This window comes from Gemella sp. (genome assembly GCF_057272915.1).
Genome location: NZ_DBHIUF010000013.1, coordinates 1 through 15,779, shown reverse-complemented (window position 1 = coordinate 15,779; position 15,779 = coordinate 1). Strand labels below are relative to the sequence as shown.

The following is a 15,779-nucleotide window of genomic DNA, read 5'->3' as shown; positions in this document are numbered from 1 at the left end:
AGTTACTAAAAAATTAGGAGGGTAAACATGGGTATTATTGTACAAGTATTAGGATCACTATTAATACTAATAGAATTTGTATTTAGTCAATTAGGAAAACTTAAGACAACTTCACTTAACTATCTATTACTAAATGCCATTGGTGCTCTAATTTTAGGAATAGATGCATTTATCGGAAAACAATGGGGATTTGTTTTACTTGAAGGTGTTTGGTCAATAGTTGCAATTCAAGGATTATTTAAGTACTTCAATAAAAAAGAAGTAAAATAAAGATATAGTTTACATAATGTTATTTATGTAAACTATATCTTTTTATAATATCTTTTATGAATTTTGTTTTTCCTGCAGTATAGCCTTCTCTATCATACTTATATCTTTGTTCTAAATCTAATTTTAATGTTTCATATTGTTTGGCTATTTTTGGATTTTTTATTAAAACATCTCTAAACTTAACTTCTTCAATATCACCTTTTCTTCTTACGTGAAGATGGTAGACTTTAGTTTGAAAACCATCCTCCCCATATCCTTTGACTAGGAAAGCTCTATTGTCTTCTATCCAACGTAGTTCCCATTCTACATTCAGAATATCAATTATACTATCAAAATCATCATCTTTATAGATTTCTAAAATTATATCTATTATATCCTTAGAATAAATATTTGGAATCGCTGTACTTCCAATGTGATAAATACTTACTTTATATTTTTTTAGTTTAGATAATAAATTTATTTTTTCATCTTCATACCAACTTGCCCATTCATTATTACGTTTAACAAGTTTTATAGGGAATTTTCTTTTAAAATCCTCATCTTTTAATATATTATTCATTTATAAAACCACCTCTAAAAAAATGCTAGGATAGGATGAACCTATCACTAACATTATTTGAATACATGTAATGAGTTTTTGAAATACTCGATTCCAGATAGTATCGTTAAAATTACTGATATCCATAAAAGAATATAATCTAGTTTGAAATCTATTATATTAAAAATAGGATTTCCTAATAATATAAGAATTATAGCGATTAATTGACTAATAGTCTTTAGCTTTCCTAAGATACCTGCAGGTATAACTTCACCTTTTTCAACAGCTAAAAGTCTTAAACCAGTTACAGCAAATTCTCTTGCAATTACTACAACTACCATCCAACTGTGCATTAAACCTAATTCAACCATAACTATAAATGCACTACCTACAAGAAGTTTATCTGCTAATGGATCTAAGAATTTACCCATATTTGTAACTAAATTATATTTTCTTGCTAAATAACCATCGATAAAATCGGTAAATGACGCAAATATAAATATTAATGCTGCAATAAAGATATTTAAGGATATATTCCTTCCGCCTAGAATAGACATACTTCCTCCCATATCAACTAATAAGAATACTATAAATACAGGTATTAATATTGTTCTAAATAATGTTATTTTATTCGGTAGATTCATTATTTTTACTTACCCTTCTAACTTAAAATATAAATTTAATTCACTAATAATTATAACATATTCTATAATATGCTACAATAAAAAATACAGGATAAATCTAATTATCCCGTATTTTATAGTTATGCACTTGCATTTGCATTTGAATCAGTATTACCTGGTGTTGTTGTAGGTTGTGTGCTTGGAGTTTCTGATGTTGCTGGAGGCGTTACAGTTGATGTTGATCGAGTATTGCCACCTGCGGGTTCGCTAGTAGTATTGTTATTTGATGGAGTTGCTGGTCTATATGTATAATTTGAATCAGAACCATAAGTACTAGTATTTGAATTATATGATCTTGAATTAGAACTAGTATTAGGTTGACTAACAGGAGCTTCCACTGCATCAGGTGCAGAATGTGTTTCTCTAGATTGTTGAGTTTGATTTGATTCTGCAGACTTAGGAGCCTCAAGAGCTGTTAAAGCATCTTTAATACTTTGAACAACAGTATCGTAATCTTCATTCTTTTCAAATATAATTGATTTTTCTTTATCTAATAAGACCTGTAAATCATTTAATTCTTTTTTAGCTGCTTCTACTTTTTCGTTATTTTTCTTATCATCATCACTTAAAGTAGCGTTCTTTATTTTTTCTTTAATGCTATTTGAAATTTTTTCACGCATTTTTTTAATTGCATCATTATATTCAGATTTTAATTTTTCTTTATTCTCTTTTGAAATTTCATCTTTTTTATCAATCAAAGATTTGAAAATTTCAATTTTTTTATTTAAATCATTCTCTTTATAAAACTTAGAAGTCGTATCTTTGATTAATTTTTCTAACTTAGAATCTTCTTTTTTCTTCTCTACCTTTGGTTTATTATTTAGCGTTTGTTGTTTTTGATACGCATAAGCAGACAAACCAATTACCGCCATAATTACTATAGTTAACAATCCAATTAATAATTTTTTATTTTTTTTCACTTTTATTCACCTCTATTTTATTATTTAGTTTACATAAATTATTTTATGTAAACATATACATAGGAATAACATTATTCATAATCCTCTGCATATTCTTTTTCTAGAAATACTTTTCTAGGTTTACTTCCATCTACAGGTCCAATGTATCCATCTTCTTCTAGCATATCTATTATTCTCGCAGCTCTATTATAACCTATTTTAAACCTTCTTTGCAATAATGAAGCTGAAGCTTTCTGTGTTTTAGCTATAAATAATAGTACCTCTTTGTATAATGGATCTACATCTTCATCAGATGAGCCTCCATTTTGTGAACTTACTTCACTTGGTGTCATATTTGGATCGTATTGTGCTTCAGACTGGCTCTTAACAAAGTCAACAACTTTCTCTACTTCTTCATCAGATAAGAAAGCGCCTTGTATGCGAACCGGCTTGCTAGATTCAGCTGATAAATAAAGCATATCACCTTTACCTAATAATGTTTCTGCACCTGATTTATCAAGGATAGTCCTTGAATCAATACTAGAACTTACTGCAAAGGCAATTCTAGATGGAATATTAGTTTTAATGACACCTGTTATAACATCAACAGAAGGTCTTTGAGTTGCGATTATCATATGTATACCTGCAGCCCTAGCTTTTTGTGCTATACGAGCTATTGATTCTTCTACTTCCTTAGAAGATACCATCATTAAATCTGCCAATTCATCTATTATAACAACTATATATGGTAATTCTTTATAATCTGGGTCTTTAGCTGCTATTCGATTATACCCTTCCATATTTCTTACTCTAGCTCTTGCAAATTCTCTATATCTGTTTTCCATCTCAAGAACTACTTTATGAAGAACATCAGCTGCTTTTACTGGATCTGTAACAACAGAAGTAAGTAAGTGTGGAATACCATCATAAATTGATAGTTCAACCATCTTAGGATCTATCATTATCAATTTAACTTTATCAGGTTTATTTTTTAATAATATACTTGTAATTATCGTATTTACACAAACTGATTTACCACTTCCGGTAGAACCTGCTATTAATAAGTGAGGTGTTTTATCGATTCTAGTGAAAATTGATTCACCTGATACATCTTTACCTAATGCAACAGATAGTGGCGAATTATCTTCATCATTGACAAAAACCTCTTTCATCGTTACTAGTTCATTTACTGTATTAGGTATTTCTATACCTATTAATGATTTACCGGGAATTGGTGCTTCAATACGTACATCTTTAGCTGCTAGATTTAGTGCTATATCATTACTCAAGTTTACTATCTTACTAACCTTAGTTCCTGGGGTTGGTAAGATTTGGAACTGTGTAATCGATGGTCCTACTATTGCTTTAACAATTTTAACCTCTATACCAAAGTTATTAAATGTACTTTGAAGAATTTTTGATTTTTCTACTACATCACCTTTAGTAATAGTTTTCTTCTTAACTGGATTATTAAGTAGTGTTACTGGTGGAAGTTGATAATTATCATATGATTCTTCTGAAACTATTTCATTAACCGTTTCTTCTTCAACAGTAATATGTTCTTTATTTAATTTAGGTTGTTTTCTAGTAGGTCTTTGAATAATTTCCTCATCATAGAATTCTTCATCTTCTTTAAATTCTCTTATATCAACAACTAAATCTTTATCTTTAATTTTATTATATCTCTGTTCATTAGAGTTCTCTCTATTAACATTAGATGAATTATATTCGTCATAGATAATATCATCTTCATCCTGATAGTCATCTAAAGTATTTTCCATATACTCATTTTTATCAAATGCATTAACTATATGATGTTTAATCCTTAAAACTAACTCCCTATGATTAATATTAAAATATAAAAATATAACTGTTATTATAGCTGATATTATCACCAATAATGAACCATAATAAGATAATAAATAAATTAAGAATTTAACAGGGTAATAAGACAATAATCCTCCACCATATGAACTAACTCTATTATTGTAAATATCATTAAAACCTAACAAATTATTATCACTATTGCCAATGTAAATTAACTGAAATAGAAAATCTACTAAAATTAATAATATTACTATAATTGCTGGAGTTTTTACCTTTTTATTCATAATATAATATATTGGCGTTGCAACTATTATTATATAGATAAGATAACTAAAACTTCCGAATATATATTTAAAAAGTGTATCAAAAAATCTACCAATAAATCCCATTTGTAAAACAGCTAAAATTACTATAAGAACAGAAATTACAAAATATAATCCGCGATAGGCTTCTTTAGATAAAACGGGAATAACATTTTTCTTTGGAGCTTTCTTTACACTTGTCTTTTTACCACTAACCTTAGTGGCTTTTTTGTTTTTATTAGTTTTACTTGTTTTTTTTGTACTTTTTGTCTTTTTATTGCTCAATCTTCTCTCCTTTCTAGTCTTCTTCTACAAAAACTGCCTCAGTTGGACAATTAACTTTTGCTTCTAAGACTAAACTATGATACTTTTCAGCAACTTCCTCAGTCATCTTATTATCGTCGATAATACAATACGCTATTCCATCTTCGTCATAATCATATATATCAGGGCATATCGCATTGCAATTACCACAGGCAATACAATCTTCTCGTATTATTTTAGTTTTCATTATTTTCTTCTTTCAAAAAATTAGAAAATTTCTCCAATGATTCTTTTCGATGACTGATACTATTTTTTTCGTCAGAACTAAGTTCTGCAAATGTTTTTTCTAAACTTGGAACATAGAATATAGGATCATATCCAAAGCCATTATTACCTCTTAACTCAGAGATAATTTCACCGTGGCATTCTCCTCTAAAAGTAAATTCTGTCCCATCAGGTTTAACTAAAGCTATAACTGATACAAACTTAGCATTTGATTTTTTACCATCTAATTCAGATAAAACTTTCTCTATATTTTTTGAATCAGTTTGTTCTTTTGAATATCTTGCAGAATAAACTCCAGGACGACCCTCTAATAGTTCAACACTAAGTCCACTATCATCTGCTATTGCAGTTTTTCCTGAGTATTTTGAGATTGTTCTTGCCTTTATTAAAGCATTCTCTTCAAATGTTAATCCATCTTCAATAATCTCATCAGTAAAATTAATATCTTTTAAAGTTAGAATATTATAATCACTCAGTATGCTTTTAATTTCTTCAACTTTATGTGCATTATTTGATGCTAAAATCAATTCTTTCATTTTATCACTCCTATATTTCAACTACTTCTGCATTAATATCTTTCTTTAACCACTTAGAAGCAATACTATTAAAATTATCACTTTCTTGTGAAATAAAGAATCTGTGTTCTTTTTTATTTAGCTTTTTCTGATGTAATTTTGCATATCCTAAAACAGTACTTACTTCGCGTGCTGCTTCTCTTCCTGAAGAAATAACTTTAATATTATTACCATAATAATCTTCTATATCTTTCTTCAATATTGGATAATGCGTACATCCAAGAACTACAGTATCAACGCCTAACGTGTTAGTATTACTTAATGTATCAGATATTAAATTTTTAGTAGCTTCTTTATCAAGATTTCCTTCTGATTCAATAAACGGTACAAAAGCTGGACAAGCTTTATCAAAAACAATAATATCAGAATTGATATTTTCAATTTCTATATCATATACTTTTGAGTTTGCTGTGAACTTTGTTCCTAATACTAGTACTTTGTTATTCTCTGTTGCTTGTATAGCTCGTCTTGCTCCTGGTTGAACAACTCCTATGATAGGGACTTTATATTTACTCTGTAGATAGTCTAGCGCCGCAGCTGTCGCAGTATTACATGCTAAAACAACCAGCTTCACACCTTTATCTATTAAGAATTTCACTGCTCTATCTGTATTTTTTATTATTTCTTCCTTTGTTTTATCACCATAAGGACAATTTTTAACATCACCGAAATAATAGATAGTTTCATTGGGTAACTGTCTCATAATCTCGCGAGCAACGGTTAGTCCACCTACTCCACTATCAAATACTCCTATTGCATTATTCATATATATCCTCTTTCTTAATTAGAACCTAACATTTCCTCGAGTTCTAATATTTTAGTATAAGATTTAGTTTCTATTCCTACAAATTCTTTAAATACCATATTTAAAAATGAGAATAATCGAATTAAATCTTTGTTTTCTATTTCCAAACTTTCCAAAAAGTCAATACTTTTAACAGTCATATAGTATGTAAGTTTCACTAATGAATCACTAAGACCATATACACTATAATCTATATTAAACTTATCAACAAAGCTATTTTTTAAAAAGCTATATCCTACATAAGGCTGATCTGTTTTTTGATATTTAAACATAAAACCCTGACCTTTTAAAATTTGACACAAAAAATATATTAAAACAAGTTTTTCTGAAACATCATTTTCTATATTTTTTAAACATACTTTCAATAACTTATACATATTAAATGTATCATCATTGATTAAATTGACATACTCCAACATATTAGCAACATAGCTATTTTTTAATATGTCATAGACAATATTTGTATACGTATTTTCAATTTCAAGGTTTGTAATTTTGTTCATACCACTAGTAGAAAAAAAATTAATCGACACCTCGTACGGTGTACTCACCTTAATTTTTTTCTTACTTTTATGGACATTTTCATAAAAAAAACTTTCTATATTACCCTGTTCAGTTAAAACATGTAATATTTCATGGTAATCTCTATATCTTATTTTTTTTATTATTATTCCTGTAATAAAATTTCTATTAGTCAAAGATATCATCCCTATAGCCAAGGTCACGAATTTGGTTTGGTTTCGATCTCCAGTTATCGATTACTTTAACCCAAAGCTCTAAAAATACTTTCTCTCCTAGAAGAACCTCTATATCTTTTCTTGCTCTAGAACCAATTTCTTTTATCATTTTACCTTGTTTACCGATAATCATACCTTTTTGTGATTTTCTTTCAACAACAATTGTAGCGATAATATTTTTCTTTTTACCTGGCTGTTTTTCTATTCTATCGATTACAACAGCAATTGAATGAGGAATCTCTTGCTCTGTTAATTGCAATACTTTTTCTCTAATGAATTCTGATATTACAAAATACTCAGGAGAATCAGTAATTACATCATCTGGATACATTTTAAAACTTGGTTGCAAGTATTTTTTTGTTGTATTCAATAGATTATCAACATTTATTGATTTTAATGCTGAAATTGGAACTATCTCTACAAAATCATATAAATCTTTATAAAATTCAATAATCTGAATCAATTGTTCAGGTGAAATTAAATCGATTTTGTTAATTAGTAAAAATGTTGGAACTTTTAATTCCTTAACTATGTTTATTAAGTGTTGATCTCCAGGCCCAAACTTCTCACTCGCATTTATAATTAGGTAAACTATCTCAGATTCTTGAATTGCACTACTAGCAAGTTTCATCATATAATCACCAAGTCTATGTTTTGGCTTGTGAATACCAGGTGTGTCAATAAAGACTATTTGTGAATCATTATCAGTATAAACACCATTTATAATGTTACGTGTCGTTTGTGGTTTATCCGACATTATTGCTATTTTTTGTTTTAATATATTATTTAATAATGTAGATTTACCAGCATTAGGTCTACCTATAATTGTGACAAATCCCGTTTTAATTTGTTCTTCAAACATGCTTATCTCCTTAAACCAAACTTCTCAAGAATCTCATCTTGTTTACCAAACATTTCTTTTTCATCCTCTTCAGTCATGTGATCATAACCTAATAAATGTAAAAATCCGTGTACCGCAAGAAAACCTATTTCTCTATCAAAACTATGTTCATACTCTTTTGCTTGTTCATGAGCAATATCAACACAGATAATTACATCACCAATAGAATTAATCTCATCTTCAAGACCAATAATATCAATTTCATCTTCTACTTCATCATTTAACGCAAAAGAAATAACATCAGTAGGTACATCTTTTCCTCTATAATCACGGTTAATTTCTTGTATTTCTTCTTTACTAACAAATGATAACGACATTTCAGTAATCTCAGTATCAACATTTTCATACTCTGCAGCACATTCTAATAGTTTTAGTAACATATCTTTAGTACTAGCTTCTACTAAGTTATTATCATCTATAATATCAACAAATGTCATGGTTTTCTCCTTATATATTCTTATTTAGAGGGGATAATTCAAGACAAAAACCCTAAATTCTCCCCTCACACACTATACTATTTTAATTTATTAAAATTTTGTTGTCTTAAAGCTTCATAAATTATTAACGCAGCTGTATTAGACAAGTTTAGAGAACGGACATTTTCACTCATTGGAATACGTAGTGCCTGTTCACTATATTTTTCTCTAAATTCCTTTGGTAATCCTTTTGTCTCTCTACCAAAAATGAAATAAATATCCTCATTATCCTCATTCGAAAAATCAAAATCACAATAATTTTTTGTTCCAAATTTAGTTATAAGGTAATAGTGTTTATCATTAGTGGCTTCTAAAAATTCCTCAAAACTATCCCAAACAACTAAATCTAAGTGTTCCCAATAGTCTAACCCTGCTCTTTTTACATGTTTATCATCAATAGAGAATCCTAGCGGTCTTATTAAGTGTAATCTTGTGTTTGTCCCAACACAAGTACGTGCTATATTCCCTGTATTTGCAGGAATTTCTGGTTGGAATAAAACTATATTATTCATAATTAACTAGAATGGAAGTTTGCCACCAAACATTCTTCCAAGACCCTTTCTTTTAGATTTATCATTCATAAGCCCACCGAATTGTTTCATCATTTTTCTCATTTCTTCGAACTGTTTGATAAGTTTATGAACCTCATTAAGAGGACGACCACTACCTTGTGCAATACGTTTTCTACGTGGTATATTTATAATATCAGGATTTTGTCTTTCTTCAATTGTCATTGACTTAATAATAGCCTCGATATAGACAAATTGTTTTTCATCAACAGCATCTAAATTCATATTTTTTAGTTTACCCATTCCTGGAATCATTCCAAGTATGTCTTTAAGACTACCTAATTTTTTAACTTGTTCTAATTGAGTTAAGAAATCTTCAAAAGTAAAACTTTGATTTAGAATTTTTTCCTGCATTTTTTTAGCTTCATCTTCATCGATAGAAGCTTGTGCTTTTTCAATTAATGTAAGTACGTCACCCATACCTAAAATACGTGATGCCATACGTTCTGGGTGGAATAACTCAAGGTCATTCATTTTTTCACCCATACCGACTAACTTAATTGGTTTTCCTGTAATAGACTTAATAGATAGTGCAGCACCACCACGAGTATCACCGTCCAACTTAGTTAGCACTAAACCAGTAATATCAAGTTGCTCGTCAAATGATGTTGCAATATTAACTGCTTCTTGCCCTATCATAGAATCGACAACAAGTAAGATTTCGTCTGGTGTCGTAGCAGCTTTAATATTTTTTAATTCATCCATTAATAGTTCATCGATATGTAAACGCCCTGCTGTATCGATGATTACATAGTTGAAGTAATTTTCCTTAGCAAAAGCTAATCCATCCTTAACAATATCTACTGGATCTTTATCTACATAAAATACTTCGATATCAAGTTGCTTACCTAATGTTTTTAATTGTTGAACTGCAGCAGGTCTATATACGTCAGCTGCGATAAGAAGCGGCTTTTTCTTCATAGACTTTTTAACTTTAAGCGCTAGTTTACCAGCGGTAGTTGTTTTACCTGCACCTTGAAGACCAACCATCATAACAGTAGTAATTTTACCACCTTGGTTTAATTCAACATTAGAGCCCCCTAATAGTTCAACTAATTCTTCGTTTACTATTTTTACAACTTGTTGAGCTGGAGTAAGAGATTTCATAACCTCTGTCCCAACAGCTCTTTCACTGATTTTTTTTACAAATTCTTTTACAACTTTAAAGTTAACGTCAGCTTCTAGTAAAGCTAACCTAACTTCTCGCATCATTTCTTTTACATCCGCTTCTGAAACTTTACCTTTTCCAGTAAGCTTAGCTATTGTATTTTGTAATCTTTCTGATAAGTTCTCAAATGCCATACAAGCTCTCCTAATTTTCTAATTTTATCAATTCTTCAACATACGTTAGTACTTCTGTATCCGTAGTTGATTTCTTTATCTCATTTAGTAAAAACAATCTCTGATTGTTTAATTTTATTAAATTTAACTTCTCTTCAAACTGTTCTAATTCTAATATTGTTCTCTTAATATTATTAGACACGGCTTGTTTTGATATATTATAATTTTCAGAAATCTCTGTCAGTGATAAATCGTTGAAATAGTAATCATCTAAATACTGTTTTTGTTTATCACTTAGTAATTCAGAGTAAAAATCATAGAGTTGTGAAATTTTAATAACCTGTTCTATTTCCACAATCTTCCTCCAGTCATTAAATATAAATCTACATCTCTATATTATACGATAAAATCACGTTTTTTTCAAATTTTTACAGCTATTTATAAAAATATAATCAACCCAAATTTACATTTCTTTGGGTTGATTTATGTACTTATTGAAAATTAATATGCAATACTTAGAATATAATTTTTTTTGAATTATTTACATATAATCTAGTGCTGAATTATCTATAGTAATTGTAATTTTTTCTTTAGAAAAGCTTTCGGCAAAGTAATCATTTATATATTTTAATATCGGATAAAGTTTCTTATAATTCTCATCTTGATATCTTATTGCTATATTGAATTTATATTCATTATTTATTTTATAAAATAAACTCTTATTAGGTCCTAATACTGATAAGTCATTTTGTTTTTTACTAATAAAATCAAATATCATCTTAGCTACACGTTCTGTCTTTTGTTCATCATATCCTTTTATAGTTATAAAAGAGATTTTACAAAACGGTGGATAATCTATTAATTTACGTCTATTTAGTTCATACTTATAAAATTTTTCATAACTATGTTCTATCGCATAATCTAGTATATTACTAGCTATATTAGTTTGAAAGACAACTTCCCCTTCCTTCTCACTACGTCCAGCTCTACCAGCTGTTTGAACTAATAATTGGAATAGTTTCTCATTGGCTTTAAAACTAGGTAGCGCAATCATACTGTCTATTGATAATACACCAACTAAAGTAATATTAGGGAAATCTAATCCTTTTGATATCATCTGAGTACCTAAAAGTATATCAGATTTGTGATTTTTAAAATCAGTAAGTAACCTTTCATACGCCCCTTTTCTACTAGTCGTATCAGAGTCCATCCTTGTTATTCTAACATCTGGTATATTTTGATATAAGTATTCTTCAACTCGTTGTATACCATAATTTCCCGAAACTAATTCAGGGTGTTCACAACATTTAGGTATATTAGAAATTTTCTTTTGATAACCACAAAAATGACAATGCAATGAATTATCATGTTTATGATAGTTTAAACTTATATCACAATTTTCACATTTATATAAATGCCCACATGAAAAGCAACGAATAAAGTTAGTATATCCACGTTTATTCATTAATAAGAGTACTTGTTCCTTCTTCTCTATTTTTTCTTTGATCTTAACAAGCAATTCACTAGCAATCACGTCTTCTTTTTCTTCAACGTGAACTATATTTATCTTTGGTAATTTATTATTAAACCTATGAGTAAGCCTTAATAAATTATTAGGATTATTTTTTTCAAAATTAAAATATAAATCAACAGAAGGTGTAGCACTAGCGTATACAACTGTGCACTTATTATAAATTCCACGTTTTTTCGCTATATCCTTAGCGTCATATCTAGGTGAGTCTGTTTGTTTATAACTGTTTTCGTGCTCTTCATCTATAATAATAATACCTAGATTGTCAAAAGGTGCAAAAACCGCTGATCTAGTACCTAAGCATATCTTAACTTTTCCATCTCTGATTTTTTTCCACTCATTATACTTTTCTTTTGAATTTAATCTAGAGTGTATAACTGCGATATTATCACTAAATACCTTCCTAAATTTCTTTTCAATTTGTGGTGTTAATATAATCTCGGGAACTAAAATGATAGCGTCTTTCCCTTCTTTAAGCACTGATTCTACAAGTTTTATATAAATTTCTGTCTTCCCAGCCCCTGTAACACCATGTAAAAGATACTCATTGAACTTTTCACTATCAAAATTCTCACTAATCCTGTCATAAACTTTTCGTTGGTGTTCACTTAGCTTCGTATTATTTTCTATTATAGACGTATTAATATCTTGCTTGATATCTTCTTCTATAATTTTAATCACATTCTTTTCAAGTAATTTTTTCGTGACAGAATTACCTATTTTTAACTCTTCCTTAACCTTTGATTTTTTTATTTTATCATTAGTAATTAAATAGTCGACTAATTCTTTTTGTTTTTTTGTTAATTTAGAGTCTCTATAATTATCTAATACAAAAAATTCTTCTGTTTCGCTATTATTCTTTTCTTTAATTTTACTTACAAGTTTAATAGCTTTAAGCGAGATTAAGTAGCCGATTTGTTCTACTGTAAATAATTTCTCAAATTTTTTCTTTTCAATTAGCTTATCATTATTAAAGTGTTTAGCATAATCTAGAAGTAATGTAGTATTAGCATCTATTAACTCATAATATTCTACATATTTGTTTTTTAAACTCGTAGGAACTATTGTTTCAATAGCTTGTATTCTTGTACAAAACAATTCATCTGCCATCACCTTTGATAACAAAATCATTTCTTTAGTTAATATAGGAAAATCATCTTTTATCTTTTTTATATACTTAAAACTCTTTGAAGATTGATCTTCAATATTATCTTTTCTAATATTTACTATATAACCTTGAACTACTCTTGTTCCAAATGGCACTTCGACTCTATATCCCACTAAGCTTCTAGTTTTCAACTCATCAGGCACAAGATAATAGAAACTCTGGTTAACATTATGATTATTAACATCAATTATTACCTCAGCATACATAATCTCACCTCCTATTCATCAATCTGCTTCTATTTTGATATCTCGTCAATTATGGCTTTTGCTATATTATTTTTACTATTTTTATCAATTTTTTTAATGTTATCATGCTTATCGATAATATACACTTCATTATCTTCACTACCAAAGCCAATATCTTTTTTTGATATATCATTAGCAACAATATAGTCAAGATTTTTCTTGATTATTTTTTCTTTTGCATATTCTATTAAATTATTTGTTTCTGCAGCAAAACCTATTACTTTTTGATTATCACTCTTATTATCTCCAACATATTTTAGAATATCTTGTGTTCTCTTAAATTCAATCGATAAATTTCCATCTTGTTTTTTTACTTTTTTATCAAAGACTTGTACAGGTGTATAATCTGAAACAGCTGCTGCTTTAATAATAAAATCACAATCTTTGAAATTATTTTTTACCGCTTCAAACATATCATTTGTACTAATAATTTTGACTTTTTTGACTTTATTACTGATACTATCATCGTCTATACTAGATACAAGTATCACTTCTGCTCCTCTTTTAGCACACTCATTAGCAATAGCTATTCCCATTTTACCAGTAGAAGGATTTGTAAGACATCTAAATGGATCTATAAATTCTTTTGTAGGACCTGCTGTTACCAATACCTTTTTATCCTTTAAATCTTTTTCAATTTCTTGGAATAGTGCATTTTCAATTTTCTCTATTGATGGAAATTTTCCTTCTCCTACATCACCACATGCTAATAGCCCACTCTCAGGCTCTACAAAATTAAATCCAAGTTTTATCAATTTATTCATATTTTCTTGAATAATTGGATTTCTATACATAAACGTATTCATCGCAGGAACTATATATACCCTAGAAATATCTCGCACAGCTAACATTAATGAAGAAGCTAAATCATCTGCAATTCCGTTTGAAAATTTTGAAATTGAATTAGCTGTTGCTGGGGCTACGATTATCTTATCAGCCCACTTCGTTAAATCTATATGTTGTATTTCCTTCTCATCTATTTCTTCAAAAGTACTAGTGTACACTCTATTTTTTGTTAAAGTTTGAAAAGGTAATTGCGTTACAAAATTTTCAGCATTCTTTGTAAGTATTACTTTAACATCATTACCTTGCTTAACAAGAGAACTACATAAATCTATTGATTTGTAAGCTGCAATCCCCCCTGAAACTATTAATAAAATATTCATGAAATCCTCCTTTTAAGATTAATTGATAAACTAACTAATATAGGTCATGATCAACATTATTCGATCCAAAAACCGCAGTTTCTAGTTTTGATAATCGTTTTAGTATATCTAAGTTTGTTACTTGAACAGGTTTATCTTCACGACTTGTATTTTTTATAGCTTCAATTTTAATTTTTAAATTTTGATTTTCAATTTCTAACTCTTTCAATCTAGTCATAAGTTTGTCTAGTTTCATGTAGTCTTCAATTATTAAATCTAAATAATCATTAACATCTTCTTCACTATATCCTTTGACTCTACTTTTTTTAAATTCTTTTTCATAAATTTCTTTTGCTGTTAAGTTTAATTCAACACTCATTTTTTAACTCCTCTAATTAAATTCACTAAAATATGCGACACAACTAACAAAATATAGTGGTGCAGTTTCTGCTCTTAGTATTCTTTTACCTAATCCTATCACATCAAATTTATTTTCAGTTAAAAAATCAACTTCTTTTTCAGAAAGTCCACCTTCGCTTCCAAATACTGCTATTACCTCTTTATTACTTAAATCAGAATGCAATAAATTTTTCAAGTTGATATTTTCCTCATTGACTGATTCTTTTTCATATGCTACTACTTTATGATTGAACTTTTCAGAAAAAGTTATTAAATCTTTTAAACTATCTACATATGTAATATCAGGAATTATATTTCTCTTAGATTGTTCTGCAGCTTCTTTAACAATTTTATTCCATCTATTAATCTTAGAATCCACTTTATCTCTTTTTATCTTAGCAATGTTTCTCTCAGAATTAAATAGGACAATATTACTCACACCTAATTCGGTCAACTTTTGCATTAAATATTCTATTTTATCATTTTTCAAAGGTGGTATAGCTACTGTTATTTTAGTTGAAAGTTCATTAGTCCCTACTACTTCTTTATACGGTGTCACTAGAACTTTATCTACATTATTATCAATAATCGTACAAATATATTTAACTTCATTATTAAATACAACATACACCTTATCATCTATTTTTTTTCTCATAATTCTCACAATATGATTACTGTCATCTTTTGACAGCTCATATGTTGATTCAATATTAAATTCTTCATTTAAAAAATACTGTTGCATAAAAACTCCTAATTTTTAATCTTACAATTCATTTTACCTTATTATTGATATTTATTCAATAGTAGCATCCCTAATATAAAAGTGGGTCTATAATAAATACGGTTGATAATAAATATCAGCCGTATTTAAATTTATAA

The 15,779-nt window shown here is 28.4% G+C and carries 18 protein-coding genes; 1 reads left to right on the top strand and 17 read right to left on the bottom strand.

The window, feature by feature from the left end; genetic code table 11:
• The first annotated feature begins 27 nt into the window (after positions 1–27).
• Positions 28–270: a CBU_0592 family membrane protein gene (locus tag ACO6OL_RS06235; protein WP_485502512.1), complete on the top strand. Its 243-nt coding sequence runs from the start codon at positions 28–30 to the stop codon at positions 268–270.
• A 19-nt stretch (positions 271–289) separates the two neighbouring features.
• Here ACO6OL_RS06235 and ACO6OL_RS06230 read toward each other — a convergent pair whose 3' ends face one another.
• The 17 genes from ACO6OL_RS06230 to ACO6OL_RS06150 form a co-directional block, all read right to left on the bottom strand.
• Positions 290–829 carry a GrpB family protein gene (locus ACO6OL_RS06230; protein ID WP_485502511.1) on the bottom strand — a complete coding sequence of 180 codons (540 nt, stop codon included), beginning with the start codon at positions 827–829 and terminating at the stop codon, positions 290–292.
• Positions 830–882: 53 nt separating this feature from the next.
• Entirely contained in the window at positions 883–1,452 is a 570-nt protein-coding gene (pgsA, locus tag ACO6OL_RS06225; protein ID WP_314160697.1) for a CDP-diacylglycerol--glycerol-3-phosphate 3-phosphatidyltransferase, read from the bottom strand.
• Between the two features lie 119 nt (positions 1,453–1,571).
• Positions 1,572–2,411 carry a coiled-coil domain-containing protein gene (locus ACO6OL_RS06220; RefSeq protein WP_485502510.1) on the bottom strand — a complete coding sequence of 280 codons (840 nt, stop codon included), beginning with the start codon at positions 2,409–2,411 and terminating at the stop codon, positions 1,572–1,574.
• A gap of 71 nt (positions 2,412–2,482) precedes the next feature.
• Complete coding sequence (locus tag ACO6OL_RS06215; RefSeq protein ID WP_485502534.1) at positions 2,483–4,606, bottom strand: DNA translocase FtsK; 2,124 nt, start codon at positions 4,604–4,606, stop codon at positions 2,483–2,485.
• A 211-nt stretch (positions 4,607–4,817) separates the two neighbouring features.
• On the bottom strand, positions 4,818–5,030 hold the full coding sequence (locus ACO6OL_RS06210) for a ferredoxin (protein WP_485502509.1): 213 nt from the start codon (positions 5,028–5,030) through the stop codon (positions 4,818–4,820).
• The gene (locus ACO6OL_RS06205; protein WP_314160693.1) at positions 5,020–5,604 is read right to left on the bottom strand and encodes an XTP/dITP diphosphatase; all 585 of its coding nucleotides are present in this window, start codon (positions 5,602–5,604) and stop codon (positions 5,020–5,022) included. Before ACO6OL_RS06205 ends, ACO6OL_RS06210 begins: the two co-directional genes overlap by 11 nt.
• Positions 5,605–5,614: 10 nt before the next feature.
• Positions 5,615–6,409 carry a glutamate racemase gene (racE, locus tag ACO6OL_RS06200; protein ID WP_485502508.1) on the bottom strand — a complete coding sequence of 265 codons (795 nt, stop codon included), beginning with the start codon at positions 6,407–6,409 and terminating at the stop codon, positions 5,615–5,617.
• 14 nt (positions 6,410–6,423) lie between these two features.
• Positions 6,424–7,155 carry a DNA repair protein RecO gene (recO, locus tag ACO6OL_RS06195; RefSeq protein WP_314160691.1) on the bottom strand — a complete coding sequence of 244 codons (732 nt, stop codon included), beginning with the start codon at positions 7,153–7,155 and terminating at the stop codon, positions 6,424–6,426.
• Positions 7,139–8,047, bottom strand: coding sequence for a GTPase Era (gene era / locus ACO6OL_RS06190; RefSeq protein ID WP_003145523.1), 909 nt, complete (start codon positions 8,045–8,047; stop codon positions 7,139–7,141). The genes recO and era overlap by 17 nt, the downstream gene beginning before the upstream one ends.
• A gap of 2 nt (positions 8,048–8,049) precedes the next feature.
• Positions 8,050–8,523 (bottom strand): rRNA maturation RNase YbeY, encoded by a 474-nt coding sequence (ybeY, locus tag ACO6OL_RS06185; protein WP_485481541.1) that lies wholly within the window; start codon positions 8,521–8,523, stop codon positions 8,050–8,052.
• A 77-nt stretch (positions 8,524–8,600) separates the two neighbouring features.
• Positions 8,601–9,077 carry a tRNA (uridine(34)/cytosine(34)/5-carboxymethylaminomethyluridine(34)-2'-O)-methyltransferase TrmL gene (trmL, locus tag ACO6OL_RS06180; RefSeq protein ID WP_485502533.1) on the bottom strand — a complete coding sequence of 159 codons (477 nt, stop codon included), beginning with the start codon at positions 9,075–9,077 and terminating at the stop codon, positions 8,601–8,603.
• A 3-nt stretch (positions 9,078–9,080) separates the two neighbouring features.
• Positions 9,081–10,433 (bottom strand): signal recognition particle protein, encoded by a 1,353-nt coding sequence (gene ffh, locus ACO6OL_RS06175; RefSeq protein ID WP_485502507.1) that lies wholly within the window; start codon positions 10,431–10,433, stop codon positions 9,081–9,083.
• 10 nt (positions 10,434–10,443) lie between these two features.
• On the bottom strand, positions 10,444–10,767 hold the full coding sequence (gene ylxM, locus ACO6OL_RS06170; RefSeq protein WP_294682646.1) for a YlxM family DNA-binding protein: 324 nt from the start codon (positions 10,765–10,767) through the stop codon (positions 10,444–10,446).
• A gap of 186 nt (positions 10,768–10,953) precedes the next feature.
• A complete protein-coding gene (gene priA, locus ACO6OL_RS06165; RefSeq protein ID WP_485502506.1) occupies positions 10,954–13,317 on the bottom strand; it encodes a replication restart helicase PriA in 2,364 nt (787 codons plus the stop codon).
• Between the two features lie 29 nt (positions 13,318–13,346).
• Entirely contained in the window at positions 13,347–14,522 is a 1,176-nt protein-coding gene (gene coaBC / locus ACO6OL_RS06160) for a bifunctional phosphopantothenoylcysteine decarboxylase/phosphopantothenate--cysteine ligase CoaBC (protein WP_485502505.1), read from the bottom strand.
• Positions 14,523–14,556: 34 nt separating this feature from the next.
• Positions 14,557–14,880, bottom strand: coding sequence for a DivIVA domain-containing protein (locus ACO6OL_RS06155; protein ID WP_314160233.1), 324 nt, complete (start codon positions 14,878–14,880; stop codon positions 14,557–14,559).
• A 12-nt stretch (positions 14,881–14,892) separates the two neighbouring features.
• Entirely contained in the window at positions 14,893–15,642 is a 750-nt protein-coding gene (locus tag ACO6OL_RS06150) for an RsmE family RNA methyltransferase (RefSeq protein WP_485502504.1), read from the bottom strand.
• Between the last annotated feature and the right edge of the window lie 137 nt (positions 15,643–15,779).

Coding starts and splice junctions, on each gene's coding strand:
- ACO6OL_RS06235 (WP_485502512.1), top strand. CDS start 28: ATGGGTATTATTGTACAAGTATTAGGATCACTATTAATACTAATAGAA.
- ACO6OL_RS06230 (WP_485502511.1), bottom strand. CDS start 829: ATGAATAATATATTAAAAGATGAGGATTTTAAAAGAAAATTCCCTATA.
- pgsA (WP_314160697.1), bottom strand. CDS start 1,452: ATGAATCTACCGAATAAAATAACATTATTTAGAACAATATTAATACCT.
- ACO6OL_RS06215 (WP_485502534.1), bottom strand. CDS start 4,606: ATGGGATTTATTGGTAGATTTTTTGATACACTTTTTAAATATATATTC.
- ACO6OL_RS06210 (WP_485502509.1), bottom strand. CDS start 5,030: ATGAAAACTAAAATAATACGAGAAGATTGTATTGCCTGTGGTAATTGC.
- ACO6OL_RS06205 (WP_314160693.1), bottom strand. CDS start 5,604: ATGAAAGAATTGATTTTAGCATCAAATAATGCACATAAAGTTGAAGAA.
- racE (WP_485502508.1), bottom strand. CDS start 6,409: ATGAATAATGCAATAGGAGTATTTGATAGTGGAGTAGGTGGACTAACC.
- recO (WP_314160691.1), bottom strand. CDS start 7,155: ATGATATCTTTGACTAATAGAAATTTTATTACAGGAATAATAATAAAA.
- era (WP_003145523.1), bottom strand. CDS start 8,047: ATGTTTGAAGAACAAATTAAAACGGGATTTGTCACAATTATAGGTAGA.
- ybeY (WP_485481541.1), bottom strand. CDS start 8,523: ATGACATTTGTTGATATTATAGATGATAATAACTTAGTAGAAGCTAGT.
- ffh (WP_485502507.1), bottom strand. CDS start 10,433: ATGGCATTTGAGAACTTATCAGAAAGATTACAAAATACAATAGCTAAG.
- priA (WP_485502506.1), bottom strand. CDS start 13,317: ATGTATGCTGAGGTAATAATTGATGTTAATAATCATAATGTTAACCAG.
- coaBC (WP_485502505.1), bottom strand. CDS start 14,522: ATGAATATTTTATTAATAGTTTCAGGGGGGATTGCAGCTTACAAATCA.
- ACO6OL_RS06155 (WP_314160233.1), bottom strand. CDS start 14,880: ATGAGTGTTGAATTAAACTTAACAGCAAAAGAAATTTATGAAAAAGAA.
- ACO6OL_RS06150 (WP_485502504.1), bottom strand. CDS start 15,642: ATGCAACAGTATTTTTTAAATGAAGAATTTAATATTGAATCAACATAT.